Origin of the sequence: Mesorhizobium sp. CA12 (assembly GCF_020165255.1) — a bacterium.
Lineage (GTDB): Bacteria > Pseudomonadota > Alphaproteobacteria > Rhizobiales > Rhizobiaceae > Mesorhizobium.
Window position 1 is genome coordinate 281,691 of record NZ_JAIUHT010000003.1, and the last position, 26,460, is coordinate 308,150.

The 26,460-nt window shown below is 62.9% G+C and carries 24 protein-coding genes; 3 read left to right on the forward strand and 21 right to left on the reverse strand.

The window, feature by feature from the left end; translation table 11 throughout:
• Nucleotides 1-77: 77 nt before the first annotated feature.
• The 5 genes from serA to glmM all read right to left on the reverse strand — a co-directional run bounded on the left by serA (nucleotide 78) and on the right by glmM (nucleotide 6,479).
• Nucleotides 78-1,679 (reverse strand): phosphoglycerate dehydrogenase, encoded by a 1,602-nt coding sequence (gene serA / locus LB520_RS07875; RefSeq protein WP_224637070.1) that lies wholly within the window; start codon nucleotides 1,677-1,679, stop codon nucleotides 78-80.
• Between the two features lie 64 nt (nucleotides 1,680-1,743).
• Entirely contained in the window at nucleotides 1,744-2,919 is a 1,176-nt protein-coding gene (locus LB520_RS07880) for a phosphoserine transaminase (protein ID WP_224637072.1), read from the reverse strand.
• Nucleotides 2,920-3,113: 194 nt separating this feature from the next.
• Nucleotides 3,114-3,890: an outer membrane protein gene (locus LB520_RS07885; RefSeq protein WP_224637074.1), complete on the reverse strand. Its 777-nt coding sequence runs from the start codon at nucleotides 3,888-3,890 to the stop codon at nucleotides 3,114-3,116.
• A gap of 202 nt (nucleotides 3,891-4,092) precedes the next feature.
• Complete coding sequence (locus LB520_RS07890; protein WP_140841634.1) at nucleotides 4,093-4,908, reverse strand: outer membrane protein; 816 nt, start codon at nucleotides 4,906-4,908, stop codon at nucleotides 4,093-4,095.
• A 218-nt stretch (nucleotides 4,909-5,126) separates the two neighbouring features.
• Nucleotides 5,127-6,479 carry a phosphoglucosamine mutase gene (glmM, locus tag LB520_RS07895; protein ID WP_224637075.1) on the reverse strand — a complete coding sequence of 451 codons (1,353 nt, stop codon included), beginning with the start codon at nucleotides 6,477-6,479 and terminating at the stop codon, nucleotides 5,127-5,129.
• 368 nt (nucleotides 6,480-6,847) lie between these two features.
• Here glmM and LB520_RS07900 point away from each other — a divergent pair, with 368 nt between their 5' ends.
• Together LB520_RS07900 and LB520_RS07905 are read left to right on the forward strand one after the other, a co-directional pair.
• Nucleotides 6,848-7,696, forward strand: coding sequence for a hypothetical protein (locus LB520_RS07900; protein WP_224549289.1), 849 nt, complete (start codon nucleotides 6,848-6,850; stop codon nucleotides 7,694-7,696).
• Between the two features lie 241 nt (nucleotides 7,697-7,937).
• The gene (locus tag LB520_RS07905) at nucleotides 7,938-8,396 is read left to right on the forward strand and encodes a hypothetical protein (RefSeq protein ID WP_224528015.1); all 459 of its coding nucleotides are present in this window, start codon (nucleotides 7,938-7,940) and stop codon (nucleotides 8,394-8,396) included.
• 196 nt (nucleotides 8,397-8,592) lie between these two features.
• Here the strand turns inward: LB520_RS07905 and ftsH are convergent, their stop codons facing one another.
• The 10 genes from ftsH to ybgC all read right to left on the reverse strand — a co-directional run bounded on the left by ftsH (nucleotide 8,593) and on the right by ybgC (nucleotide 19,052).
• Nucleotides 8,593-10,527, reverse strand: coding sequence for an ATP-dependent zinc metalloprotease FtsH (gene ftsH / locus LB520_RS07910; protein ID WP_095767284.1), 1,935 nt, complete (start codon nucleotides 10,525-10,527; stop codon nucleotides 8,593-8,595).
• Nucleotides 10,528-10,649: 122 nt separating this feature from the next.
• Nucleotides 10,650-12,008, reverse strand: a complete 1,359-nt coding sequence (gene tilS, locus LB520_RS07915; RefSeq protein ID WP_224637076.1) for a tRNA lysidine(34) synthetase TilS — start codon at nucleotides 12,006-12,008, stop codon at nucleotides 10,650-10,652.
• Entirely contained in the window at nucleotides 12,002-13,156 is a 1,155-nt protein-coding gene (gene ybgF, locus LB520_RS07920) for a tol-pal system protein YbgF (protein ID WP_224637077.1), read from the reverse strand. The genes tilS and ybgF overlap by 7 nt, the downstream gene beginning before the upstream one ends.
• Nucleotides 13,157-13,388: 232 nt before the next feature.
• Nucleotides 13,389-13,895 (reverse strand): peptidoglycan-associated lipoprotein Pal, encoded by a 507-nt coding sequence (gene pal / locus LB520_RS07925; protein ID WP_095767281.1) that lies wholly within the window; start codon nucleotides 13,893-13,895, stop codon nucleotides 13,389-13,391.
• 242 nt (nucleotides 13,896-14,137) lie between these two features.
• Entirely contained in the window at nucleotides 14,138-14,515 is a 378-nt protein-coding gene (locus tag LB520_RS07930; RefSeq protein WP_140841666.1) for a four helix bundle protein, read from the reverse strand.
• Nucleotides 14,516-14,567: 52 nt separating this feature from the next.
• Nucleotides 14,568-15,860, reverse strand: a complete 1,293-nt coding sequence (gene tolB, locus LB520_RS07935) for a Tol-Pal system beta propeller repeat protein TolB (protein ID WP_224528395.1) — start codon at nucleotides 15,858-15,860, stop codon at nucleotides 14,568-14,570.
• A gap of 68 nt (nucleotides 15,861-15,928) precedes the next feature.
• Entirely contained in the window at nucleotides 15,929-17,083 is a 1,155-nt protein-coding gene (locus LB520_RS07940; protein WP_224637078.1) for an energy transducer TonB, read from the reverse strand.
• Between the two features lie 7 nt (nucleotides 17,084-17,090).
• Nucleotides 17,091-17,552: a protein TolR gene (gene tolR / locus LB520_RS07945; protein WP_411967501.1), complete on the reverse strand. Its 462-nt coding sequence runs from the start codon at nucleotides 17,550-17,552 to the stop codon at nucleotides 17,091-17,093.
• 9 nt (nucleotides 17,553-17,561) lie between these two features.
• On the reverse strand, nucleotides 17,562-18,272 hold the full coding sequence (gene tolQ / locus LB520_RS07950) for a protein TolQ (protein WP_224637079.1): 711 nt from the start codon (nucleotides 18,270-18,272) through the stop codon (nucleotides 17,562-17,564).
• 306 nt (nucleotides 18,273-18,578) lie between these two features.
• Nucleotides 18,579-19,052 carry a tol-pal system-associated acyl-CoA thioesterase gene (gene ybgC, locus LB520_RS07955; protein WP_224627873.1) on the reverse strand — a complete coding sequence of 158 codons (474 nt, stop codon included), beginning with the start codon at nucleotides 19,050-19,052 and terminating at the stop codon, nucleotides 18,579-18,581.
• 129 nt (nucleotides 19,053-19,181) lie between these two features.
• Between ybgC and LB520_RS07960 the strand changes: the two genes are divergently transcribed.
• Nucleotides 19,182-20,432: a glycoside hydrolase family 5 protein gene (locus tag LB520_RS07960; RefSeq protein WP_224637080.1), complete on the forward strand. Its 1,251-nt coding sequence runs from the start codon at nucleotides 19,182-19,184 to the stop codon at nucleotides 20,430-20,432.
• Nucleotides 20,433-20,456: 24 nt separating this feature from the next.
• On the opposite strand, the gene LB520_RS07965 is transcribed toward LB520_RS07960, so the two are convergent.
• From LB520_RS07965 to LB520_RS07990, 6 genes are all read right to left on the reverse strand, one after another.
• Nucleotides 20,457-21,359 (reverse strand): metallophosphoesterase, encoded by a 903-nt coding sequence (locus LB520_RS07965; protein ID WP_224637081.1) that lies wholly within the window; start codon nucleotides 21,357-21,359, stop codon nucleotides 20,457-20,459.
• A gap of 133 nt (nucleotides 21,360-21,492) precedes the next feature.
• Entirely contained in the window at nucleotides 21,493-22,524 is a 1,032-nt protein-coding gene (ruvB, locus tag LB520_RS07970) for a Holliday junction branch migration DNA helicase RuvB (RefSeq protein ID WP_224637082.1), read from the reverse strand.
• Between the two features lie 45 nt (nucleotides 22,525-22,569).
• On the reverse strand, nucleotides 22,570-23,694 hold the full coding sequence (locus LB520_RS07975) for an RNA ligase (RefSeq protein WP_224637083.1): 1,125 nt from the start codon (nucleotides 23,692-23,694) through the stop codon (nucleotides 22,570-22,572).
• Nucleotides 23,695-23,933: 239 nt separating this feature from the next.
• The gene (gene ruvA, locus LB520_RS07980; protein ID WP_224637084.1) at nucleotides 23,934-24,554 is read right to left on the reverse strand and encodes a Holliday junction branch migration protein RuvA; all 621 of its coding nucleotides are present in this window, start codon (nucleotides 24,552-24,554) and stop codon (nucleotides 23,934-23,936) included.
• Nucleotides 24,555-24,564: 10 nt separating this feature from the next.
• Nucleotides 24,565-25,074 (reverse strand): crossover junction endodeoxyribonuclease RuvC, encoded by a 510-nt coding sequence (ruvC, locus tag LB520_RS07985; protein WP_224608830.1) that lies wholly within the window; start codon nucleotides 25,072-25,074, stop codon nucleotides 24,565-24,567.
• Nucleotides 25,075-25,178: 104 nt separating this feature from the next.
• Nucleotides 25,179-26,243 carry a glycosyltransferase family 2 protein gene (locus tag LB520_RS07990; RefSeq protein ID WP_140841685.1) on the reverse strand — a complete coding sequence of 355 codons (1,065 nt, stop codon included), beginning with the start codon at nucleotides 26,241-26,243 and terminating at the stop codon, nucleotides 25,179-25,181.
• Nucleotides 26,244-26,460 lie beyond the last annotated feature (217 nt).

Consider the following 26,460-nt stretch of genomic DNA (forward strand, 5'->3'; position numbering starts at 1 on the left):
CAAGCGGCCATCGGGTGACGGCCATCTCATGAATGCCCCGCCTGCTGATGCAAGCGGGGCGTTTTCACGTCCGGACGTTACTCGCTGCCGACGTCGAAGCGCAGCCGCTTTGCCGAGTCGATCGACTTGTGCGCGCGTACCTGCTCCAGCACACTTTCCGGGAAGGGCGCATCGAGATAAAGCAGCGCGATCGCATCGCCGCCCGGTCGGTTGCGGCCGAGCTGGAAGTTGGCGATGTTGACGCCGTTCTCGCCGCACACCGTGCCAAGCAGGCCGATGATGCCGGGCGCGTCGGCATTGGTGGTGTAGAGCATGTGCTGGCCGACCTCGGCATCGAGATTGATGCCCTTTATCTGGATGAAGCGCGGCTTGTGGTCGGAGAAGCAGGTGCCGGCGATCGAGCGCGTCATATGCTCGGTCTTGACGGTGAGCTTGATATAGCCGTCGAACACGCCCGACTTGTCGCGCTTGACCTCGGCGACGATGATGCCGCGCTCCTTCACCATGATCGGTGCCGACACCATGTTGACGTCAGAGACCTGCGGCCGGATGAGGCCTGCAAGGGCAGCGCTCACCAGCGCGCGCGTGTTCATCGTCGCGGTCGAGCCGTCGAACAGTATCTCGACCTCCTTGATCGGATCCTCGGTGACCTGACCGACAAAGGCGCCGAGCACTTCGGCAAGCTTGACGAAGGGTTTCAGCCGCGGCGCCTCCTCGGCTGTGATCGAAGGCATGTTGATGGCGTTGGAGACCGCGCCCTTGATTAGGTAGTCGCTCATCTGCTCTGCAACCTGCAGCGCGACATTCTCCTGCGCCTCGGTGGTCGAGGCGCCGAGATGCGGCGTTGCCACGACATTCTCCATGCCGAACAGCGGGTTGTTCTCGGCCGGCTCGACCTCGAACACGTCGATGCCGGCCCCGGCCACCTTGCCGCTCTTCAGCGCCGCGACCAGGTCCGCCTCGACGATCAATCCGCCGCGGGCGCAATTGATGATGCGCACGCCGTCCTTCATCTTGGCGATCGCCGCCGCGTCGATGATGTTGCGCGTCTTGTCGGTCAGCGGCGTGTGCAGCGTGATGAAGTCGGCGCGAGCGAAGAGCTCGTCGAGCTCGACTTTCTGGACGCCGAGCTCCTCGGCGCGGCTGTCCGACAGGAACGGATCGAAAGCGATCACATGCATCTTCAGCCCGACGCCGCGCGTGGCCACGATCGAGCCGATATTGCCGCAGCCGATCACGCCCAGCGTCTTGCTGGTGATCTCGACACCCATGAAGCGGTTCTTTTCCCACTTGCCGGAATGGGTCGAGGCATTGGCTTCCGGTATCTGCCGCGCCAGCGCGAAGATCATCGCCACCGCATGCTCGGCCGTGGTGATCGAATTGCCGAAGGGCGTGTTCATCACGATGATGCCCTTGCGGCTGGCGGCCGGGATGTCGACATTGTCGACGCCGATACCGGCGCGGCCGACGACCTTGAGCCTGGTTGCCGCATTGATCAGCTTCTCGGTGACCTTGGTCGCCGAGCGGATGGCGAGGCCGTCATATTGGCCGATCACCTCGGCGAGCTTTTCCTTGTCCTTGCCGAGATCGGGCAGATAGTCGACGTCGATGCCGCGATCCTTGAAGATCTGCACGGCGGTGGTGGAAAGTTTATCCGAAACGAGAACGCGGGGCGCCATTGCGGCCTCCTTGACGTGGGAATGGATGTGTCGGGAACTGACGGCCCGCGGGCCGCCATGAAACTCAGGCCGCTGCCTTGAGCGACGCCTTCTGCGTGGCGAAGGCCCAGTCGAGCCAGGGCAGCAACGCTTCGAGATCGGCGGTCTCGACGGTGGCGCCGCACCAGATGCGCAGGCCGGGCGGCGCATCGCGGTAGGAGCCGATGTCGTAGGCGACGCCTTCCTTGTCGAGCGCGGACACGATCCCCTTGGCGAAGGCCGCCTGGCTATCGGCGTCGAGCGCCGCCACTTGCGCGTCGGTGAAGGAGAGGCACACTGACGTGTTCGAGCGCGTCGCCGGATCGACGGCGAGGTGGCCGAGCCACGTCGACTTCTCAGCGAACCGGTCGAGCACCGCGGCATTCGCGTCCGCGCGGGCGATCAACGCTTCCAGGCCGCCGATCGACTTCGCCCAGCGGAGCGCATCGAGATAATCCTCCACGCACAGCATCGACGGCGTGTTGATGGTCTCGCCCTTGAAGATGCCCTCGATCAGCTTGCCGCCCGAGGTCAGACGGAAGATTTTCGGCAGCGGCCAGGCCGGCTTGTAGGTCTCCAGCCGCGCGACGGCGCGGGGCGACAGGATCAGCATGCCATGCGCGCCCTCGCCGCCCAGCACCTTCTGCCAGGAGAAGGTGACGACATCGAGCTTCTCGAAGTCGAGCCGCTGCGCGAACGCCGCCGAGGTCGCGTCGCAGATGGTCAGACCCTTGCGGTTTGCCGGAATGAAATCGCCGTTCGGAACGCGCACGCCCGAGGTCGTGCCGTTCCAGGTGAAGACGACGTCGCGGTCGAAGTCGACCTGCGCCAGATCGGGCAGCTCGCCGTAGCCGGCCTCGAACTTGCGGACATCGGCGAGCTTGAGCTGCTTGACGACATCTGTCACCCAGCCGGAGCCAAAACTTTCCCAGGCAACCATGTCGACGCCGCGCTCGCCGAGCAGCGACCAGAGCGCCATCTCAACCGCGCCGGTGTCCGACGCCGGCACGATGCCGATGCGGTAGCTGGCGGGAACATTGAGGATTTCGCGCGTCAGCTCGATAGCCTGCTCGAGCTTCGCCTTGCCGATCTTGGCGCGGTGGGAGCGCCCAAGCGCGGCGGCTTTCAGCGCCTCGACCGACCAGCCGGGGCGTTTTGCGCAGGGACCTGAAGAGAAATTGGGGTTTGCCGGACGGAGTCCGGGCTTGGTAAGCGTCGTCATCGTGGTCTATCCTTCCAGATAGTGGCCCCTCGTTGGGGAGGGGTGGCCCACGGACGGCGATATGCGCTCAGAGCTTCGGCGTCAAGAGCAAAGTTTTTGTCGCGGACGGGATATTCGTTCCAACTCGCGCTCGATCCGAAAGGAGAACGGCGGGCCCTTAGGACCCGCCGTCGAAACCTCTCAGCCTGCGTGGCTCACCAGAGATCGTAACGCAACCCAAGCTTGATCTGATGATTGCTGATGCCCTTGTGGACAGGGAAGGAATTCAGGCTTGCGGCCGTGACATATTCGGCCTCGGGCGCGGAGAAATACTGATAGCCAAGGTCGATCAGAACATTCTTCGAGACCTGGTAGGCAAGGCCGGCGTTCAATGTGTAGGCCAAGGAATATTTTGTTTTGCTGCTGCGCCGAGAGAAGTCGTCGCTTGCATCCCCGTTGTCGGTGAAATAATCCGCCGAAAGACTGTATCTGCTTTGAACGATACCAATACCTGCGCCAACATAAGGCGTGACGCCGACATATGTGCCAAGGTCGACATAGCCGTTCAATATGCCTGAGAAGGCATAGTTCTTGAGGCTTCCATCTCCTACTGTTGCGGGTGCAATGACGCCTGAATCATCATAGCTGAAGCTGGCTTTGTTGCCGGGCAGGTAGCCGAGGTTGATGTCGGCGCGAAGGTAATCGTTGAAATGATATCCGAAGCCGATGCTCGCGAAATACGCGTCCTCGCTCTCGCTAAAACTTTCGCTGGCGATCGTCGACGGGAAGGTGAAATCCCCGTTCTTGAAGCTCTTGTTCGCCAGATACGAGACATCGCCGCGCAGGTACCAGCCCGAGCCGATCTCGACCGGCTGGTAGTCCGGCGCCTGGTCGACATAGATCGGCGGATCGTAGTCGGCCGCAAGCGCCGGCGTCATCGGCAACAGGATGATTGCGGCAAGCGCTGACGCGATACGCGATCTTGATATCATGGTCCCCGGCTCCTGAAATTGGCGCCAGCCGCGAACGCGGGCGCCGTTTCAAGGAGCCATTGTTAACCATAGTGGTTAAGTGGCGGTTAAGGATAACGGCCGGTTACCGAATTGATTTCAATCAACATTTATCGGCGACGCATAAACGAAAGCCGCCCGGCTAGCGCCGGGCGGCTTTGAAATTCCAGGATTCAGGAAGCGATTACTTGGTGTAGATCGGTTCCGGTTCCGGCTGATAGGCGACCACTGGTGCGGCGCAGCCATTGTTGCCGCCGAACTGGTAGCGCAGGCCGCCGCGCACTTCATGCGTGTTTATGCCATGATCGAACCCCGGCCCGGAGCTGGTCGAATCGAACTCGAACATGCGGCCGCCCTGGATGTGGGTGAAGCGATAGCCCGCATCGAGGATCACCCTGTCGGTCAGGCAGTAGGAAGCGCCCGCCATGAGAGCGTAGGCGAAGCGCCAGTTGGATGACCCCGGATTGGTCTCGGTGGTGTTCGGATCGTGGACCGTGTCCCACTTGATGTGCGCGCCGCCGATGCCGGCGCCGACGTAAGGCGTGATGCCGTGCCAGGTGCCAATATCCACATAGGCGTTGGCGAGCAGCAGCAGGGCGCTCATCCTCGACACTTCGGTTGATGTCGTGGTGAGGTCCGAGGTCTGGCCGTTGAAGTTCGATTTGAACCAATAGTCGGCAGTCAGATCGGTACGGAAGTAGTCGTTGACTTTGTAGCCGACACCGCCGCCTAGCGAGAAGCCACCCTTTAGCTTGCCGAAATCGAAATCGTTGGTGCCGGGCGGTGGTCCGTACGTGATGTAGTCGATGCCACGCAAAGTCGACTTGTGATAGTCGATGTCGCCACGGATATACCAGCCGCCGACATCAATCGGCTGCGGTTCGACTACCGGCGGTGGAGCTTCTTCGATTTGCGGTTCCGCGAGATCGGCGGCGAGAGCCGGTCCGGCTATCCCCGCGAACAGCGCGGCAAGCAATGCCATTCTTGCTGTCTTGAACATTCTGTCACCCCTAAGAAGCCTCGGGACGACATCGCCCGAAGATGATTGACCTCGGGTTTGGATAATGAATTGCAAAGGTTAAAAGCCGTTTAACCGTACCGATTAACCACGAATCTATACAATTTTAGAGCGAACACCGTTGTCCGATCTGCTCGCCCGGCGACAAAAAGCCCGCCTGGCGGCGGGCTTGCGGACTTAGAGGAACTGCGGGACGGCGTTCAGGCGGCGCTGCGGGTGTCCTGCAGGATGCCGACGATATCGTTGACGACCGCTTCGACCAGCTGCGGATCATCGCCCTCGGCCATGACCCGGATGAGCGGCTCGGTGCCGGAGGGACGGATCACCAGGCGGCCGGCTTTGCCAAGCCGGTTGCGCGCATCCTCGATGGCCGCCTTGACCGGAGCTTCCTCCAGCGGCTTGCCGCCGGAGATGCGGACATTCTTCAGAAGCTGCGGCACCGGCTCGAACTTCTTCGACAATTCGCTGACCGGCCGGTTCTGCCGCTTGATGCAGGCCAGCACCTGCAGCGCCGAGACCAGGCCGTCGCCGGTGGTCGAGAAATCGGACAGCACGATATGGCCGGACTGCTCGCCGCCGACATTCAAGCCATGCGCGCGCATGTGCTCGACCACATAGCGGTCGCCGACCTTGGTGCGGTGCAGCTGCAGCTTCATGTCGCCAAGAAAGCGTTCCAGCCCGAGATTGGACATTACGGTGGAGACGACGCCGCCGCCGGCCAACCGCCCGCTCTGGTGCCAGGACTCGGCGATCAGAGCCATGATCTGGTCGCCGTCGACGATGGTGCCGTTCTCGTCGACGATGACGACGCGGTCGGCGTCGCCGTCGAGCGCGATGCCGATATCGGCGCGCACCTCGTGCACCTTCTTCTGCAGGCCGGCCGGATGGGTCGAGCCGCACTCCTTGTTGATGTTGAAGCCGTTCGGCTCGACATTGATCGCCACCACCTCGGCGCCGAGCTCCCACAGCGCCTCGGGCGCCACCTTGTAGGACGCGCCGTTGGCGCAGTCGACGACGATCCTCAGCCCAGAAAGCGACATCGAGCGCGGCAGCGTGCGCTTGGCGAATTCGATATATCGGTCATGCACGCCGTCGACGCGCTTGGCGCGGCCGAGCCCGTCGGAATCGGCGAGCGCCAGCTCGATTTCCTTGTCGAGCATGCCTTCGATGCGTTCCTCGATCTCGTCGGAAAGCTTGTAGCCGTCGGGACCGAACAGCTTGATGCCGTTGTCGTAGTAAGGATTGTGCGAGGCCGAGATCATCACGCCGATGTCGGCGCGCAGCGAGCGCACCAGCATGGCGACGGCGGGCGTGGGTATTGGGCCGAGCAGGAACACGTCCATCCCGGCGGCGCACAGGCCCGCCACCATGGCGTTCTCGATCATGTAGCCGGAAAGCCGCGTGTCCTTGCCGAGCACGACACGGTGTCGATGATTGCCGCGCTGGAAGGAGAGCCCGGCGGCCATGCCGACGCGCATGGCGACCTCGGCCGTCATCGGAAATTTGTTGGCGCGTCCGCGGATACCGTCGGTGCCGAAATACTGACCTGCCATGTGTCTCAAAGTCCCCGTCGGTTTTTCAGCCGCCCGTTTTGCCACAAATTGAGCCGCATCCGATCATCAAATTTCGTGATTGTATATTACCAATTCTTAGAAAAACATTGTAGCGGGCGATGCAAGCGATTCGACAGCCTTTCACCACCTTTGACGTGGCAGCGCTATACCTGCCGGTGCGAGGCTTGTCGGCGCCCTGTTCCCGGCAAAGCCTGGCTGGCGGCGAACCGGCAGGCAATTCATCACCTTATCGCGAATAACACACTTTGTGAGAGCGCCTGTGCCGGAAGCATCTGGCGCAACCGGACATTGAGAGCTATTGATTTGGCATAGGGACACTTATTGGCGGCAGCAAGGGAGAAAACGCCATGCTTATTCATAGACTTGCAGCTTTGACGGGTATCGCCGTCGCAACCTTGTTCCTGGCGGCGCCGGCCAACGCGCTGACCATGGCCGAGTGCAGCACCAAGTATAACGCGGCCAAGGATGCGGGAACGCTCGCCGGCCAGACCTGGAACCAGTTCCGCAAGGCCCAGTGCGGCAGCGACGCCACCGCGACCGACACCAAGGCCGCGACCGATACGAAGGCCGCCGACACCAAGCCCGCCAAGAAGACGAAGGCGGCCGCCGCTGCCGACGACGCGGCCAAGGGCCTGAGCTCCAAGGAGTGCAGCACCAAATACCAGGCCGCAAAATCCGCCGGCACGCTCAACGGCATGAAGTGGAACGACTTCCGCAAGGCCGAGTGCGGCCCTGGCGCAACCGCTGCGGCTGCCACCGCCCCCGCCACCAAAACCGCCACGACGACCAAGACCTCGACCGCCGCTGCCGATGGCGGCAAGGGCCTGACCATGGCCGAGTGCAGCACCAAGTACCAGGCTGCGAAGACCGCCAACAAGCTGAACGGCATGAAGTGGAACGACTTCCGCAAGGCCGAATGCGGCGCAGGTGCCGACGATGACGACACCGTGCCTGCGCCGACTGAGGCGACTTTCACGAAGGAACCGGCCAAGCCGACTGTGACGGCTCCGAAGGGCGTCACTTTCCCGGCCGCCATCTCGCCGAAATTCGCCAACGAGACCCCGGCCAAGGGCCGCATGCATACCTGCCTCGAGCAGTACTATGCCAACAAGGATGCCAACACGCTGAACGGCCTGAAGTGGATCCAGAAAGGCGGCGGCTTCTACAGCCTCTGCAACGCCAAGCTGAAGAGCTGATCGCCTAATTATTCGAAGGGAAAAGGCCCGCGCGTCGCAAGATGCGCGGGCCTTTTGTTGCAGGCGAAGACGCCCGCTGCCTTGCTCGCATCTGCATATGGCGGGACTGTCGGCATCGTCAATTTGCCCACACTGCCCATCGCCAGGTTTTGTCGGGAGCTCGCAAAGATTCCGGTTGAACATATAGAGAACAAACAGTATACAAAAGATGTCCAACTTATCATCAATCAGGAGGGTCTCAATGTTCAGTTTGAAATTGGCGGCGTTGGCTGTGACGGCATTGGTCGCTTGGAACGCCTCACCTGCGAGCGCGCTGACGATGAAGGAATGCAGCGAGACCTATCGGGCGGCCAAGGAAGGCGGCACTCTGAACGGCATGGACTGGGCCGCTTTCCGCAAGGAGAAATGCGCGACGTCCGCCGCGGAGAGCGTCAGCGCGGATCCGGTCACATCCGCGGAGCAGCAGAAAACGGAAACCAGCGCGGCGGTCGTCCCCACGGTAGCGCCGGCGGGCGTGACATTCCCAACCACCCTCGCCGCCGAGTTCAAGACCGAAAAGCCCGCTAAGGCCCGGATGAAGACCTGCCTGCAGGGTTACCACAACAACAAGGAAGCGGGTACGTTGAACGGCCTTCGCTGGATCCAGAAAGGCGGCGGTTACTACAGCCTCTGCAATGCGCGGCTGAAAGCTGAATCATAAAAATCAAATACGGCGGATAAAGCGGTTCACCGTTTTTCCCGCAGACGTTGAGCCATCATCCTCGGGAGTATCTGGGATCTGCTGTTGGGCGATATCTACGCGCCAGGACGAGGGAAGCCTTGTCTTGTCTCCAATGCAAACAAAAACGCCGCGGAGCAAGCCGCGGCGTTTCTCGATCAGTCTTTCGCGCACCACCTCAGCTTGACGGCTGCGGCTCCATGCCGCCCTCGGGCTCGGGGCCCTTCTTGCGGCGGCCGCCGGTGCCGGCCTTCGGCACGGCCGAGCCGCGGCTGGGCGGGGTGTCGTCGCCGAGGTCGCGGGCGGGCTTGTTGCCCGCGATCAGCTGCTTGATCTCGTCGCCGGACAGCGTCTCGTATTCGAGCAGTCCTTCGGCGAGCGCGATCCATTCCTTCTTCTTCTTGGTCAGGATGGTCTTGGCGGTCGAATAGGCATCGTCGATCAGGCGCCGCACCTCCGCGTCGATGATCTGCGCCGTCTCTTCCGAGATGTTCTGGGTGCGCGCCACCGAATGGCCGAGGAAGACCTCTTCCTGGTTGTCGCCATAGGCGACGTGGCCGAGCTTGTCGGAGAAGCCCCAGCGCGTGACCATGGCGCGCGCCAGCTTGGTCGCCTGCTCGATATCGGAGGAGGCGCCCGACGTGATGTTCTCCTTGCCGAACTTGAACTCTTCGGCGACGCGGCCGCCCATCATGATCGCAAGCCGCGAGATCATGTACTTGTAGCTCATCGAATAGCGGTCGCCTTCCGGCAACTGCATGACCATGCCGAGCGCGCGGCCGCGCGGGATGATGGTCGCCTTGTGCAGCGGATCGGCCGACGGCACGTTGAGCGCCAGGATCGCGTGCCCGGCCTCGTGATAAGCGGTCAGCTCCTTCTCGGCCTGCGTCATAGCCGACGAGCGACGCTCGGCGCCCATCATGATCTTGTCCTTGGCGTCCTCGAACTCGGCCATGGTGACGAGCCGCTTGTTGCGGCGCGCCGCCATCAGCGCGGATTCGTTGACGAGGTTCATCAGATCGGCGCCGGAAAAGCCCGGGGTGCCGCGCGCAACCACCTTGAGGTCGACATTGGGCGCCAGCGGCACGTTGCGCACATGCACCTTGAGGATCTTCTCGCGGCCGACGATGTCGGGGTTCGGCACCACGACCTGGCGGTCGAAACGGCCGGGCCTCAGCAGCGCCGGGTCGAGCACGTCGGGTCGGTTGGTGGCGGCGATGAGGATGATGCTCTCGTTGGACTCGAAACCGTCCATCTCGACCAGCAGCTGGTTCAGCGTCTGCTCGCGTTCGTCATTGCCGCCGCCGAGGCCGGCGCCGCGATGGCGGCCGACCGCGTCGATTTCGTCGATGAAGATGATGCAGGGCGCGTTCTTCTTGGCTTGGTCGAACATGTCGCGCACACGGCTTGCGCCGACGCCGACGAACATCTCGACGAAGTCCGAGCCGGAAATGGTGAAGAACGGCACGTTGGCCTCACCGGCAACCGAGCGGGCGAGCAGCGTCTTGCCGGTGCCGGGCGGGCCGACCAGGAGCACGCCGCGCGGGATCTTGCCGCCGAGGCGCTGGAACTTCTGCGGATCGCGCAGGAACTCGACGATCTCTTCGAGATCCTCCTTGGCCTCGTCGACACCGGCGACGTCCTGGAAGGTGACGCGGCCGTGCGCCTCGGTCAAAAGCTTGGCCTTCGACTTCCCGAAGCCCATGGCGCGGCCGGAGCCCGATTGCATCTGGCGCATGAAGAATATCCACACGCCGAGGATCAGGATCATCGGCAACCACGAGATCAGATAGCCGAACAGCGAATTGGAGCCGTCGGTCTCGGGCTTTGCGGTGATGGTGACGTTTTTGTCCTGCAGCCTGGAGACTAGCGACGGGTCGCCGGGCGAATAGGTCTGAAAGCCGTTGGCGTTGTCCGTGTAGTTGCCGAAGATGCGGGCGCCGGCGATGGTCACGCTTTTGACCCGGCCCGACGCGACGTCCTGCAGGAACTGCGAATAGGCGATATCCGTGGTGGCGCCGCGCGTCTGCGGCGTCTGGAAAAGATTGAACAGGGCTATGAGCAGGACCGCTATGATCGCCCAGAGCGCGAGGTTGCGATAATTCGGATTCATCTATTGTCCCGTTGGCGTCCGCGCGCGGACCCGCGATGATGGATTAGCTTGGGCCTAACATAGGGAGAGCGCCCCCCCTTGCCAAGCAGAACAGCACGTATCGGTTAAGCTTTCGCCCACCCTCAACCACCATCATGGCGGCGGAATGGCAGTGCCGGCAACGGCGGCGCGCCGACCAGGGCCGCCGCGGCGGCGGCGGGCTCGATGTCGAAGGACGGCAGGAAGCGCTCGAAAGGAGCCACCGCCGGAGCGATCGAGACCGATCGCGAGCCGGCATTGCCGCCCGCAAAACCAAGGCATTCGCTGGCGGACCACAGCGCGGGCTCCGCGGCAAGCGCGGCGCGCGAAAGGCTCGGCGGGATATCCTCACTCAAGGGCGCTTTCCCGGCGGCGGCAGCCCCCAGCGGCGCGATCACCAAATCGCCAGGCCCGTCTTTCAAAGTGATGCGCCGCCGATTGTCCCAGAGCCGGTTGTGCTGCGGTGGCGCGGCTGCAGGCAGGTCGCGGTTCTCGCGCCGAAGGAAAATGCCGGTTCGTCGCGCGTCGATAACCGTCCGCGACAATGTGGCGCGAAACGGAGCGGACCGCAGGCGCGAATGCAGCGCAGCGCAGCGCGTCTCGTCGGCAAGAAACGAGACGCCGCCGATGGTGGCCAACAGGATGCGCAGCGCATGGATGGCGGCTTGGCCATCCTCATGTCCGGCAAACTTGCGATCGAGGCGGATGAGGCCCGGAACCGGCCTGCCGGCAAAGGCGTCGATGAGCATGGCGGCGCGGCGGCCGATTTCCCGGCGCTCGAGAGCCGCCTGGCCCGCTCGTGCCAGCGCCTGCGCGACACGCTGTTCGCCGTCGCCCTGAGCGAGCTTCGCCCGCACGCGCGGCCGCTCGAAGCGGGCATCGGCATTGGTCGGATCCTCGATCCAGCCGATGTCGCGAGCCCGCAGCATCTCGCGCAGTGCCGCGCGCCTTGTGCCAAGTAGCGGCCGGACGATCCATGTCCGCCAGTCGAACAGCGTGGCGGGCGCCATGCCGGCGAGGCCCCGGCCCTCATCGTCGCGCGCCTGCCGCATCAGCACCGTCTCAGCCTGGTCGTCGGCAGTGTGGCCGGTCAGGATCAGCTTGATGCCTTCGGCGCCGGCAGCTTCGGCAAGCAGCCGGTAGCGCGCCTCGCGCGCGGCGGCCGCCAGACCGGTCGCGGGCTTGTCGCCGCGCCAGGCAAGAATGCGATGCGCGATGCCGCGCTCGGCGCAGAAGCGTTGAACGAGCCGCGCCTCAGCGGCCGAGTCCGGCCTCAGGCCATGATCGATGGTCACCGCGAGCAGCCTGGCGGCCGATGCCGTCCGGTCGAGGTGATCTTTGAGGAGAAGGAGAAGGGCGGTCGAGTCGCTGCCGCCGGACACGGCAGCAATGGCGCCGGTCGAAAGATCCAGGTCGGAGAAAAGGCAGTCCAAAAGGTCAGGTTTGCTGTCGGGCGTCAGCACGACGCCAGGGCCCTTTCCTGCTTGATGCGTTCCTTGAGGGCGCCGGAAACATCGGGATAGCGCTTGCCGATTTCACTGAAGGTGGCGCAGGCGACGTCGTTCTGCTTCAGGCCGACCAGCGAAACGCCGAGCTTGAGCAGCATGTCGGGCGCCTTCTTCGCCTTCGGATAGTCCTTGCTGGCGGCGAGGAAGACTTCGGCCGCGTCACGGTATTTCTGCTGCCCGAGCAGCGACTCGCCTAGCCAGTAATGCGCATCAGCCGCCTTGGCGTCCTTGGGGAAGCGGGAAATATGGTCGCGAAAACCCTGCTCGGCGGTCGGATAATCGCCCGACAGGATGAATTGGTAGGAATTGCGATAGAGCTCGTCGGGATTGTTGGTCGACGGCAGTGCCGCCACTTCGGTGCCGCCGGACTTGCTCTTCTTGGCCGGCGTTTCGGCGGAAGGAGCGCTTGCCGTGGGCGCGGAAGCTTCCGCCGGCGCGCTGGCCTGCGGGCCGGTCTCGGCATTGACCACGTTGCCGTTCTTGTCGACGGTGATGGTGCCGAAATTCTTCGGCGGCGCGCCGGTGATCAGCTTGCCGGGATCGCCGGTCTGCGATTCCACGATGACGTCGCCAACGCTTTTGCCGCCGTTTTGCGCACCGGTGCCAGCCGGCGGCTGCGTCGCCGGGGCCTGGGCAACGCTATTGTCGGCTCCGGCGTCGCCGGTGCCGGATTGACCGGTGCCGGCATCGCCGAGATTGGTGTTGCCGTTATTGTTGTCCTGGGGCGCGGCTTCCGATTTCTTCTGCCCGGCCGGCTTGGCGCCTCCTTGGCCCTCCAGCTGCTGGAAACGGAACTCATTGTCTTCCTGCTGCTTGCGGATCTGTTCCTGCATCTGCAGGATCTGGAAATTCATCTCCTCGATCTTGCCGTTCAGCTGGCGCAGTTGGTCTTCCAAACCAGTCACGCCGGCGCCGCCCTCCTGTTGTGCGACCTGCGCCTGTTCCGGCTTCTTCTTGTCGCCGAAGATGCCGAGCGTGGGCAGATGGAAGGTGAACCCGCTGTCGGCGGCCGGCCCGGCACTGTCGGCCGGCGCGGCAAGGCTTGGGAGGCTTGATACGAGCAGCAGCGCAAGCGTGCCGCTCAGGACCGTTCTGAAGTGCATTCTGTCTCTCGCGGTGGGTGTTGGCCTGATGCGCCTTTCCAAATCAAACAAGGGAGGAAGCGCCCTCGCGCTCATAGCAGGACGCGAGACTTCGGCCAAATTTTGTTTCGGTTTGTTGCAAAGGAAAAAGGCGGCCCTGAGGCCGCCTTTCATTTTTGGGATGTTGTATTTTTGTCGCCTGGGACGCCGAGCGCCGTTACCGAAAATCGACCCCGATCTTCGGTATCATGCGTCAGGAGCCGGCGCCGGAAAGCGTGGTGACGGCGCGGCGGTTCTGCGACCAGCAGGAGATGTCGTCGCAGACCGCGACCGGACGCTCCTTGCCGTAAGAGATCGTCTTCAGGCGGCCGGCGGAGACGCCCTTGGAGACAAGGAAGTCGCGGGTGGCGGCGGCGCGGCGGGCGCCCAGTGCCAGATTGTACTCACGCGTGCCGCGCTCGTCGGCATGGCCTTCGATGACGATCGCATACTGGCGGTACTGATTCAGCCACTGCGCCTGGCGGGCCAGCGTGGTCTGCGCATCGGCGCGGATCGACGAGGAATCGGTATCGAAGAAGATGCGGTCGCCGATGTTGACGGTGAAGTCCTGCGCCGAACCGGGCGTGGCGGCGCCGGCACCGTTGAGGCCGAGATCGGCCGCGCTGTTCGGGGTCTTCTTCGAGGCGCAACCGGTAATGGCGAGCGCCATCACGAGAGCGATCATCGCTGGGTTTCTGGTAAGTGCTGCGATACGGCCCATGCCGCCTCTCCTTCGCATATGAGTGATTTCGTTGATCACCCAGTAACCACGTTTGGGTTAACCGGCATTCAAGAAACACGGTTAATTTTTGGTTTCGAGCCGCCGTCCGCGACTGCTTGCCCCGCGCTTTACGAAGGGGCGACACTGCGCGCGGACCCTAGGCGGAAATGCGGCCAAAACGCGACCGGGTTGTGAAAAAGGGGAATTGAAGAATTGAGGAATTGAAGAATTGGCGAAAAGGGTCACTTCAATCTCTCCCTTAGATTCACCAGCATTCCATAGATGTGGGCATAGGCTTGCAGCCATTCGTCGCGTTGCCGCTGCGTGATGTAGCCAAGATCAAACGCGTAAGAAATCCACGTTTCCATTTCGCTGCACGATCCCAGAGCCATCGAGATGAACCGCGCGAATTCGGGCCTGGAATGGGTCTGTTTGGCGAAGCCCTCAGCCAGATTGGCGCAGATCGCCTTGCTGGATCGACGCATTTGGTCAGCCAGCGCGTATTGCTCGATTTTCGGGAAAACGAGTGTGGCTCTATGGACCTCGAGGGAAACTGCATAAGCACGCCTATAGACCTCCAGATCCTTCGCGCGCTTTATGTAGCTACCCTCTTTCTCCATCCTTCAATTCTTCAATTCTTCAATTCCTCAATTCCTCAGTTCCCCGCCCCCCTCACTCAAGCAACGGCGACCAAGCCGGGTCCGAAGCATAGTTCGCCGTCGGAATCTGCTGCTCGTTGCGGCCGGTGAGATCGACCGAGACCAGCTTGGGGCCGCCGGCGGAGTCGCGGAAGAACATCAGCACGCGGCCGTTCGGCGCCCAGGTCGGACCCTCCTGCTGGAAGCCGGAGGACAGGATGCGCTCGCCCGAGCCGTCGGTCTTCATGACGCCGATCTGGAACTCGCCGCCGCTCTGCTTGGTGAAAGCGATGAGATCGCCGCGCGGCGACCAGACGGGCGTCGAATAGACGCCGTCGCCGAACGAGATGCGGTGCGGATTTGAGCCGTCCGCGCCCATGACATAGATCTGCGAACGGCCGCTGCCGCCGCCGCGGTCGGAGGTGAAGACGATCTGCGAGCCGTCCGGCGAATAGGAGGGAGAAGTGTCGATCGCGGTCGAATCGGTGAGCCGCGTCGTCGAGCGGCTCCTCAGATCCATGGCGAAGATGTTGGAGTTGCCGTCGTCGCGCAGCAGGCTCATGATCACCTTCTGGCCGTCGGGCGAGAAGCGCGGCGCGAACGTCATGCCGGGGAAGTTGCCCACCAGCTCGCGCTGTCCCGTCTCGATCTGCAGCAGATAAACCTTCGGCTGCCCGCTTTCATAGGACATGTAGGTGATTTCCTGCCGGTTCGGCGAAAAACGCGGCGTCAGAACGATCGCGCGACCGTCCGACAAATAGCGTATGTTGGCGCCATCCTGGTCCATGATGGCGAGACGCTTCTTGCGGGCGTTCTTGGCGCCGGACTCGTCGACGAAGACGACGCGCGTGTCGAAATAGCCTTTTTCGCCGGTGATCCGCTCATAGATGGCGTCGGCGATGATATGGGCGACGCGCCTGGTGTTGGCGTCGTTGGCGAAGAACTGCTCGCCCGCCATCTGCTGGCCCGCAAACGTATCCCACAACCGGTACTGGGCGCGGATGCGGCCGTCGGCTTCCTTGCCGACGCTGCCGGTGACCAGCGCCTGCGCGTTGATCACCTTCCAGTCGTCGAAGCGCGGCGTGGCGTCCGGGCCGGAAATCTTTTCGATGAAAGCGCTCTTGTCGATCGGCGCGAACAGGCCGGAGCGCTTCAGGTCGGCGGTTACGATCTCGGTGATCTGCGCGCCCAGCGCATCATTCGACTGAAAATCCGTGATGGCGATCGGCAGCGGTTCGACATTGCCCTTGTTGACGTTGATCTCGACGAGAGCCCATGCCGGCGCGGCGGCGCCAACGATAGAACCCAGTGCTATTGTCGCGACCATCAGGAGCGGCTTGAGGGTGAATTTCATATCTTCTCGCTTCTCTTCGCTGATTGTGCGGAGGGCAGGCCTCAGAGGCCAAGCATTTCCCTCGGATCGAAAGTGACCTTGATCTGCGCCCAGATGTCCTGTTTTCCGGGAGGAACCTGCAGGCCGGCCATGTTGCATTTCTGGATAGCGCGCACCGCGCTTTCGTCGACCTGGCGGTTTCCGCTCGATTTCTCGACGACAGGCCGGCCGTCCAGCTTGCCTGAGGCGTCGAGGTTGAACGAGATCACGGCGATGAGATCGTCCGAGGCTTCCATGCCCGCCGGGAAGGTCCAGCAACCCGCAAGCTGATCGCGCAGGGCCCCTTCCTCCGACTTCGACAGCTTCTGGCCCTGGTCCTTTTCGCCGCCGAGCGAGGCCTGCTGCGTCGAGCGCTTGGCGCCGCCGCCGGACGGCTTCTGCTTGTCCAGCAGGGCGGAAATCTCATCGGCATTGAACTGCTTGTCGTCCGACTTCGGCTTGGAAGACGCTTCCTTCACCGGCTTGTCGGCGTCCTTGCGGTCCGGCGCCTTGGCGCTTTCGGCCTGGGCCGGCTGCGGCTTCGGCCGCGCTTCCGGCGCAGGCGCGGAGTCCGGAAGCTTGGCCTCGTCGGTGGGTTGCTGCTGGGCGATCGCCTCGGCGACGGCGTCGGGCTTCACCTCGTCCTTCGAAATAGCGGCGGTCGTGTCCTTCGGCGGCGTCGGTGTCGGCTGCTTGGCCGGCGTCGGCTTGGGCTCCGTCTGCTTGACCGGCTCGGGCTTGACCTCTTCCTTCGGCGTCGGAGTCGGCGCGACTTCCGTCGCCGGGGTCGGCTTCGGCTTTTCCTGCGGCTTCGGCACGTCCTCGACCGACGGCTTCTCGGTCGGCGTCGGCGCGGGCGGCGGCGCCGCCGTTTTCTCGACCGGCTTCGGCTTGGCTTCGTCCGTCACCGGCTTATCGGTGTCGACGGTGTTCTCGCCGACCTTCTGTGCATTGGGCACGACGTCCGGCCGCTTGGTCGGCAGCGGCGCCGGTTTTTCATGCATCACCGACTTCTTGTCACCCTGCAGCGTCTGCGGCACGGCTTCCATAGGCACAATGTCGACCGCCACCGACTCCACGTCGGCCGCGGGCATGGCAGGTGGCGACGACAGCGTGAACAGCCCGAAGGCCAGCGCCACCGTATGCAAGATCACCGATGAGGTGAGGCCGGTCCGCATTTGGCGTCTACTGATCCTGTTCCTGCAGCGAGACCAGGCCGATATTCTTGTAGCCGGCCGCCGAAATGCGGGCCATCACCTTCATTGCCGTGCCGTAATCGGTCGCCTTGTCGCCGCGGATGAAGATGCGTTCGTCGTAACCGGTCTTCGAGATCGCCTGCAGCTTGGCTACCAGCTCCTCGATCGGGATCTCGGTCTCCTGCAGGAAAATCTTGCCCGTCGAGTCAATCGAGACGGTGATCGGCTGCGTGTCGACATTCATCGCCTTGGCCTGCGTGTCCGGCAGGTCGATTGGAACGCCGACGGTGAGCAGCGGCGCCGCGACCATGAAGATGATCAACAGCACCAGCATCACGTCGACCATCGGCGTGACGTTGATCTCGGACATCAGGGCATGGTGACGGCCACGCCGCCTATGGCCGCGCCCGCCCCGCCCCGAGCCACTTGCGCCTGCAGCAGACATCCCCATGATCGATCCTCAGCCCTTCTGCGCTACTTTTTCATCGATTTGGCGCGAGAGTATGGCGGAGAACTCGTCCGCAAACCCTTCCATGCGCATGCCGAGCTTGTTCGCGTCCGATGACAGCTTGTTGTAGGCGATGACCGCGGGAATGGCCGCGAGCAGGCCGATCGCGGTGGCGAGCAGCGCCTCGGCGATACCGGGCGCCACAACCGAAAGGCTGGTGTTCTTCGAGGCGGCGATCGCCTGGAACGAAGTCATGATGCCGATGACGGTGCCGAACAGCCCGATGAACGGTGCGGCCGAGCCGGTGGTGGCGAGGAAGCCGAGGCGACCCTCCAGCTTCTCCATCTCGCGCGTCAGCGCCAGGTCCATCGCCTTGTCGATGCGGGTCTGCAGCGCCAGCGCCGATTTCGCGCCCTTTTCGAAACTCTTCTTCCACTCGCGCATGGCGGCGACGAAGATCGCGCCCATGCCGGTGGTTTTGCGATCGGCCAGCGTGCGGTAGAGATCCTCCAGCGACTGGCCCGACCAGAACACCTGCTCGAAGCGGTTGAGCGCCAGCCGCATGCGGCTATAGGCGACGAGCTTGTCGATGATGATCGCCCAGGTCCAGATCGAGGCGCAGAGCAGGCCGATCATGACCAGCTTGACCACCCAGCCGGCCTGCATGAATAGGGCCCAGAGCGACAGATGCGCGCCCGGTTCGGCGAGTGCGATATTTTCCATGACTTACGTCCTTAAAATTTTCCGGGCATCGCTGGCGGCTGGCCCATGGGCATTCCTTTGGTCCGATCGCGCGAAGCTAGAAGCTTGCGGATAGCCCCGAATGCACCGTTTCGCGGCCTTTTCGAGGCAAATATTGGTGAAAGGAAGGCGCACGGATTGCGCCAATCTTCGCCAATTCCTTCATGAACCGTTATGGTTAAGGATGGGTTAGGGGATCAGGCGCGACGCATTGCCGCGCATGGCTGGGGCGGCCGGCAACCGGAGCCGTCCGGTTGAAGCCTTCAAGATGGGCCTCGGGTGGAAGCTTCAGGCTTTTGCCTTCGGCATGAAAGCCGCGATCCATTCCTTTGGGAAACGCTTTGGCCGGCCGCTTTCGCCGACGATCGCCGCTTCGACCTTGGCCTCGACCAGCACATCGCCGCCACGCTTCAATTGCTGGCCCATGAAGATGCGGGCGCCGGAAATATCGTCGGTGCGCGTGTCGATGGTGAGGATATCGTCCATACGCGCCGGCGAACGGAAGTCGATCTCCATGCGCCGCACCACCCAGACGATGCGCTCACCATGCTTGCCGTCCAGGAGTTCGGTGTGGTGGACGCCGGTCAGTCTCAGATAGTCGGAGCGCCCGCGTTCGAGGAATTCGAGATAGCGCGCATGATAGACGACGCCGGAGAAATCGGTGTCGGCATAGTAGACCCTCGCCATCAGCCGGTGGCCGAACTCCGTCAGCGCTCCGGAAAGCCCGGCGCCGAGCGCCGCCGATTCACCATGATCGTCCATCGCGCTTTCCTTTTCAGGCCCGAACAGGCACCTAAAGCCCTCGGGCTTTAGGCATTTTTCTGTGCGTGTCGTTGTCCCAAACCGCTGCACACTTTTAGGCGACACGCACTGTTTTCGCGCGGGAACGGGATGGCATTGTTGGGCACGATGATCAAGACCTTGATGGCCGCGCTGCTTGCGCTTGGCCCATTCGCGTTGCCCGCCGCAGCGGCGACCTTCTCGATGAAGCGCGGCCTCAATCTCGACCAGTGGGTCACCTGGCCGGTCGAGGACAGATGGGGCGAGCGCCAGGCAATCCTGCCTTACCCGGAATGGCGTAAGTTCCTTAAGGAGGACGACCTCAAGGCGCTCAAGAGCGCCGGTCTCGATTTCCTGCGCATGCCGGTCGATCCCTCGCCCTTTTTTTCGGACCGCACCACGGCCCTTCGCGACGACCTCTATGCCAGCGTGCTGGCCTCCGCGCGCATGATCAACCGTGCCGGCCTGAAGGTGATCGTCGACCTGCATCTGATCCCCGCCGGGGGCAACCGCAAGATCGGTATGAGCGAGGTGATGCATGACCCGGCCGTCTTCGATGCCTATGCCGAGCTGGTGCGCAAGATGGCGCGGACGCTGGCCAAGGAGGATCCGAAGCTTGTCGCGCTGGAACTGATGAACGAGCCGCTGGCCGATTGCGAGGCGAACGGCACCAACCTTTGGCCCGACCGCCAGAAGCAGCTGTTCGCCGCCGCGCGCGCCTCCGCCACCAGGCTCACGCTGGTGCTGAGCGGCGGCTGCTATTCGAACGCGGAGTCGCTGGCCAGGATCGACCCCAAGACGATCGCCGATGACAACATCATCTGGACCTTCCATTCCTACGACCCGTTCCTTTTGACGCATCAGGGCGCAAGCTGGGCCGGCGACTTCATCCCCTACGCAACCGGCCTGCCCTATCCGTTGACGGCTGTCCCGAAGGCGCAACTCGACATGGCGCTGGACGCGATCCGCGACCGGATCAGGGCCGAGGCGCCCTGGGCGCGGCAAAGCGGCCTGCTTAGCTATCTCGACGAGCAGGTGGCGACGACGGACAGTCCTGAAAAGCTGCTTGGCGTGATGGATGCGCCGTTCGCGACGGTCGACGCCTGGGCGAAGGCCAACGGGATCAAGCCGCAGGACATCACGCTCGGTGAATTCGGCATGATCCGCAAGGAATACGGCAACGGCTTCGTCATGCCGGCCGCATACCGCGCCGCCTATGTGCACGACATGATCGCCCGCGCCGAGGCGCATGGCTTTTCCTGGTCGGTGTGGAGCTATGGCGGCGCCTTCGGCGTCATCGACGCCTTCGACGGCGAGAAGGCCGAGCCGGACGTGATGGAGGTGATCAGGTCGCTGCGCTGAGGCAGCGGGCCGGGGCGACACGCCTCAGCCCAGATCGATCTGCAGCATCTCCGGCCGCACCCCGAGACGAACCGGCAGAATGCTGAAGCCCAGCCCGCCCGACACGATCAGGTTGCGGTCATTCTCCACGACATGGCCGTAGGCGAAGCGATTGCCATAGTCCGAAGGTACGACCGGCGAATAGCCGAACAGCCGCACCTGTCCGCCATGCGTGTGCCCGGACAAGGTGAGCGATACCCGCCAGGGCACCTTCGGAAAGATGTCCGGTTCATGTGCAAGCAGGATGATCGGCTCGCTCCCCTGGATCTTGGCCAAGGTGCCCGGGAGATCGTCGAAGCCCTGGAAACTGTCGCGTCCCTTGGCCTTGTTCGGCAGCAGCGCGAGTTGATCGGCTAACCCGGCGATCCAGAAACCATGGCCGTCCTTTTCCAGCCGCACGACGTCGTTTTCCAGCACCGGGATGCCGACATGCTCGAGCGCCTTGCGCGACTGGGTCGGGCCGGCTTCCGCTCGCTGGGCGAAGAAATCGGTCCACCAGTCGTGATTGCCGAGGATCGACAGCACGCCGAGCGGTGCCTTCAGCCCCGACAATGCCTCGGCCCACTCCTCCACCCGCACCCGGCCCGTCACCAGCTTTGTCCCGGCGGTATAGTCACCGAGCAGCACGATCAGATCCGGCTGCAACGCGTTGGCCTCCTCGGCAAGCGCTGCGATCCGTTCCGGTGTCATCCAGGGCCGGCAGGAGTGGATATCGGCAAGCGCCACGACGCGCAGCTTGAGCCCGGCCGGCCAGTGCGGCGGCGTCAATGTGTAGCGCTTCACATGGGTGAGCAGCATCGGCTCGATGCCGACCGCATAGGCGCTGAGCGACACCATGGCGAAGGCCGAGCCGCCGACAAGGCGCAGGAAAGCGCGTCTGGTGATCATAGGTCGCCCCAAGCCCTAGGATTGCGTCAGATAGCCTATCTTAAAGGATGCAATTGCGCCCTCAGTCGGGCCGAGGCGCGCAGATTCTGCGCAGATGGGCCATCGCGCCGCCGAAACGGCGAACAAATCTGCGTTACTCTTCCTGAAACAGGCTGATCTGCTGCTGGGCGATATCCTTCGGCGGGTCGAGGCCGAGATGGCGCCAGGCGTTGGCGGTCAGCACGCGGCCGCGCGGCGTGCGCTGGATGAAGCCCTGCTGGATCAGGTAAGGCTCGATGATGTCCTCGATCGCGTCGCGCGGCTCGGAGAGCCCGGCCGCGATCGTCTCGATGCCGACCGGGCCACCGCCGAAATTGCGCGCGATCATCGACAGATAGCGGCGATCGAGCGCGTCGAGGCCGAGCGCATCGACCTCCAGCCTGGTCAGCGCCTCGTCGGCGATCCTCCTGTCGACATGACCGGCCCCGGCGACCGAAGCAAAATCACGCACCCGGCGCAGCAGTCTGCCGGCGATGCGCGGTGTGCCGCGCGCGCGGCGCGCGATCTCCACCGCCCCATCGTCGCCGAGCGGCATCGACAGGATACGGGCGCCGCGGCGCACGATCTGCTCCAGTTCCTCGACCGTGTAGAAATTGAGCCGGACCGGAATGCCGAAACGGTCGCGCAACGGATTGGTCAGCAGGCCGAGCCTCGTCGTTGCCGCGACCAGCGTGAAACGGGCAAGGTCGATCTTGACCGAGCGCGCCGCCGGCCCCTCGCCGATGATGAGATCGAGCTGGAAATCCTCCATTGCCGGATAGAGGATTTCCTCGACCGCCGGATTGAGGCGATGGATCTCGTCGATGAAAAGGACGTCGCGCTCCTCGAGATTGGTGAGCAGCGCGGCGAGATCGCCGGCCTTGGCGATAACCGGACCCGAGGTCGAGCGGAAATTGACGCCGAGCTCGCGCGCCATGATCTGCGCCAGCGTCGTCTTGCCGAGCCCAGGCGGCCCGACGAACAGCACATGGTCAAGCGCCTCGCCGCGGCTCTTGGCGGCATCGACGAAGACCTTGAGATTGGCGCGCACCGCCGCCTGGCCGACGAACTCATCGAGCGACTGCGGCCGCAGCGTCTGGTCGGCATCCTCGCCGCGCTTGTCGGGAGCAATGAGGCGGTCGTTCACAAATCCATCCTCGTCCTGAATCAGAGCATTGCCAAACGCTTTCAGTCAACCGACTTCGATGGTCACGGCAGGAGACTTCCATGACATCCCGTAGAGATCGCGAATGCTCTCGAGCCGCGACTCACCGTAGCTGGCCCACAGTAGTTGTTTCCTAAGCACTTCGCTGCCGTCTTTTCCATCGAACATGGCAAAAGCGGCTCCCTGGAGTCTCTTATCGAGATTGGAGCTGACAGCCGCCGCGAATTCCTTCCGCTCCCGGCCAGAGTACTCGGCGACGAACGCTGCAAGATTGGCGACGTGCCTGTTGAGCCCGCTGACCACCACAAACTGATAGGCTTTCAACTCTTCGGCAAGGTCGGCTGCAAGGAGCGGAACCACATCGTCCACAGCACCTTCCGCCACCCATGCAAGGATATTTTTTTCATAAGCAAGACCAGACAGCGCCTTGTGCCGTAAAGCATAGAATGCGGTCTTGAGTTTGAGTCTATGACCGTCATCGAAGGCAATGACATAGCCTTCGATGCCCTCTTCGCTTCGGGCAATCGTAACGAAATCCCTTGTCGGAGTCGTCATCTGAAGCGACGGGATCAGCGGCACGTCGAATTGATCGGCCAGCGATTGAAGCTCCTGATGGGTTGAGTAGCGCCCGGTCCGGTTGTCACGAGCGGCCAGCAGCGTCAGCGACGGCTGATCATAGGCGATGACGACCCTGTTTTCGGGCGACGTGAACTCGAACAGCGCCGTGATGCCTGCTTCGACGGCCCATTTCGAGAGGCTGCGAATGTCCTCGTCGGCATGCTTCAACGCGGCGCTCGATTGCGCCGTGACGCCCATTCGGGTCATGAACACGAGTTCACCGCGAACGACGCAGGGGTGAACCATCGAGCCATCGAGCTTCGACAAAACGACATGAGGTACTGTCCAGTCGATGTCTTCCGGACGCTGCCTCTCCCCAAGGTTGAAGAATTTGTGAAACGGCCGGGCAATGAGTCGCCCGTCCTTGTCAAACTTCAAGCCACGGCATTCAAGCGCCATCGGGCTGCGGAACGTATCGTCGCCCACAAATCCATATTCGATAACGTCATAGTCATCGAAGCGGGTCAGAAAGAAACCGATGTTCCCCTGAATGTGCGGCAGAACATCGGCTACGGTTTCGATTACCGGGAACATTGCTCGCTCCAAATAAAAAGGCCGCTCCCGATGAAGCGGCCTGACGAGTGGATTGCTGTGTGAAGCTATCTTCGACAATGCCGCAAGCGCGCGCGACGTTCGGACTCGGCCGCGACCGATCCTGAGTTCACTTCGATATTGATCGCAAAAAGGCACATGTCGATTACTCATGCAAAAAGAAGCGCACTTAAGAAACCAAACTATTCTGGAAGTCAATCCGGGCGCTGAGTTTCACAGACTTACCGCGCCAGTTCCTTCAGGCCGAAGCGGATCAACTTCGAAGCGTCGGCACCCTCGCCGGCTGATTTCAGCGCCGCGGCAACCGCGTTCGCCGCGATGTCTCGCGAATAGCCGAGATTGACGAGCGCCGAGACCGCATCGGTGATCGGTGCGGCCGCGACACCTTCGCCAAGCTCCTGCTTGAGCCCGATCGTACCGCTGGCCGCGCCCGCATAGGCCGGCGCTTTGGTGCGCAGTTCGGTGACGATGCGTTCCGCCACCTTCTTGCCGACGCCTGGCGCTCTGGAAACCATGGCAATGTCGCGCAGCGCGATCGCGTTCGCGAGGTCGGCCGGCGCCAGCGTCGATAGGATGGCCAGCGCCACCTTGGCGCCGACGCCCTGCACATTGTTCATCAGAAGGCGGAACCACTCGCGCTCCAGCCCGGTCTGGAAGCCATAGAGCCGGATCATGTCCTCGCGCACATAGGTCTCGATGAACAGCACCACCGCCTCGCCGGGCGAGGGCAGCGCGGCCAGCGTTCGCACCGAGCAATGGGCGACATAGCCGACGCCGTGCACATCGATGAGGCAGCTATCCTCGTCGATCTCGTCCAACGTGCCTTTCAGCTTGCCGATCATGATTGTCCCCTCACGCCAGCGCGGCCATGCGGTAGGCTGTGCTCGGGCGGTGATGCGCATGGCAGATGGCGATGGCCAGAGCGTCGGCGGCGTCGTCGGTGTCGAAGACAGCCTTCGGCATCAGCACCTTCACCATCATGTGGATCTGCTTCTTCTCGCCGTGGCCGACGCCGATAACAGCCTTCTTGACCGCATTGGGCGCATATTCGGCGACCACCAGCCCGGCGCGCGCCGGCACCAGCATGGCGATGCCGCGCGCTTGGCCGAGCTTCAGCGTCGCCGTCGCATCCTTGTTGACGAAAGTCTGCTCGACCGCTGCTTCATGTGGCATGGCCTGGTGCAGCACCTCGGCCAAGCCGTCATGCAGCTGGCAGAGTCTTGTCGCCAGCGACTCCTTCTCGTCGGACCGCACCGTGCCGGATGCGATGAAGCGCAGCGAATTGCCCACGCTGTCGATAATACCCCAGCCGGTGCGCCTCAGGCCCGGATCGATGCCGATGATGCGAATCGCTTCCCCCATGCGCCAAGTCTAGCCGTGGCGACAAGCGATGCCAGCAAAATGTGAACAAACCGGAAACAATTGCAATCTCGGCTATGCGCCGTTTCCGTAAAACAGCGAGATGCCTAATTCGTCACGCGGCGGATGGTTTTCGACAGCCGCGTGAGAAATGCCGGCCTGGACGATGCGACCAGCTTCCACGCCAGGACTGCATTGCCCATGCGCCGCGGCAGGATTCCGATGCAAAGGAACCAGGCCGCCAGAGCAGCCCGCCGCCGCCAGGATGCGTTCATTTCCAGGCTGGCGGCGGCGCCCGCTCTTGCCAGTCCCAGCCGGGAGTCGGTGGCGACCGGATGCTGGGGCTCGTCGACGCAGAGCGAAGCCAGCCGCTCTTCCAGATGCACTGGATCGCGAAGGCCGGCATCCGGCGGCACGGTCAAGCCGATCTCGGCCGCCCGGCCGGACAAGGCCTCGAGGCGCCGGAAATCATGCTGCACGCGCCAGCGCGCTCGCTCGGCAAGCTTTTCGGCAAAGATCGAATGATTGGAGCCGTGGATGCGGTAGGCGCCAAGGCAGGTATCGATGGATTTCACCTCTCCGTGCAGCGGCGCCAGCGTTGCGAGATAGCCGTCGGCGCCTTGCCGGAAATCGCTTTCAGGCATCGGCATTATCGTTTCCAGGGCTTCGCGGTCGAACGCCAGCCCGCTTGTTACCGTCGTACGGTACCGCCCTTTGCGCAGCAATTCCGGCACGACGTCGCCTGAATCGAACGGCTGTTCCGGTGGTGGAAAGACATCCTTGATATGCTGGTCCTCATCAACGAGATGCAATCTGAATTGCGCCTGGGCGACATCCGCATCCCACTCGTCCAACACCTCTGAAACGGCGTTCGGATAGAGATAGTCGTCGGCGTCGAGGAAAAGGACGATCTCCCCGGTGCTCGCCTCGAACCCGGTATTGAACGCAGCCGCATGTCCGCCATTCCTGCGCCTCAGGCACGGACGGATTTTGTCGCCGTAGGATTCGATTACGGCCACCGATGCATCCGTCGATGCGTCGTCGACGACCACGACCTCGACATTTCGGTGGTCCTGCTCCAACGCGCTGTCGATGGCGCGTCCTAGAAACTGTTCGTAATTGTAGTTGGGGATGATGATCGATACCGGGATGCGGTCCAATGGCGAATGCACGGGATCAAGCCTCGCAATCTGCTTTGGTCACAGTGACGGTGGTTTTCTTGCAGAACCGGCTCGGCTCGACCCGGCTGCGGCGAACGGCTCCAACTAGGGGCCTATCGCTTCAAGGCAAGTGTGATCTTTCCCGCGAAGGCCGGCATGGCCTTCAATACGGCGATGGCTGCCGCAGGTTCGACGAGCGGCCGGAGTCGCAAGCGTTGAACTGCAGCCA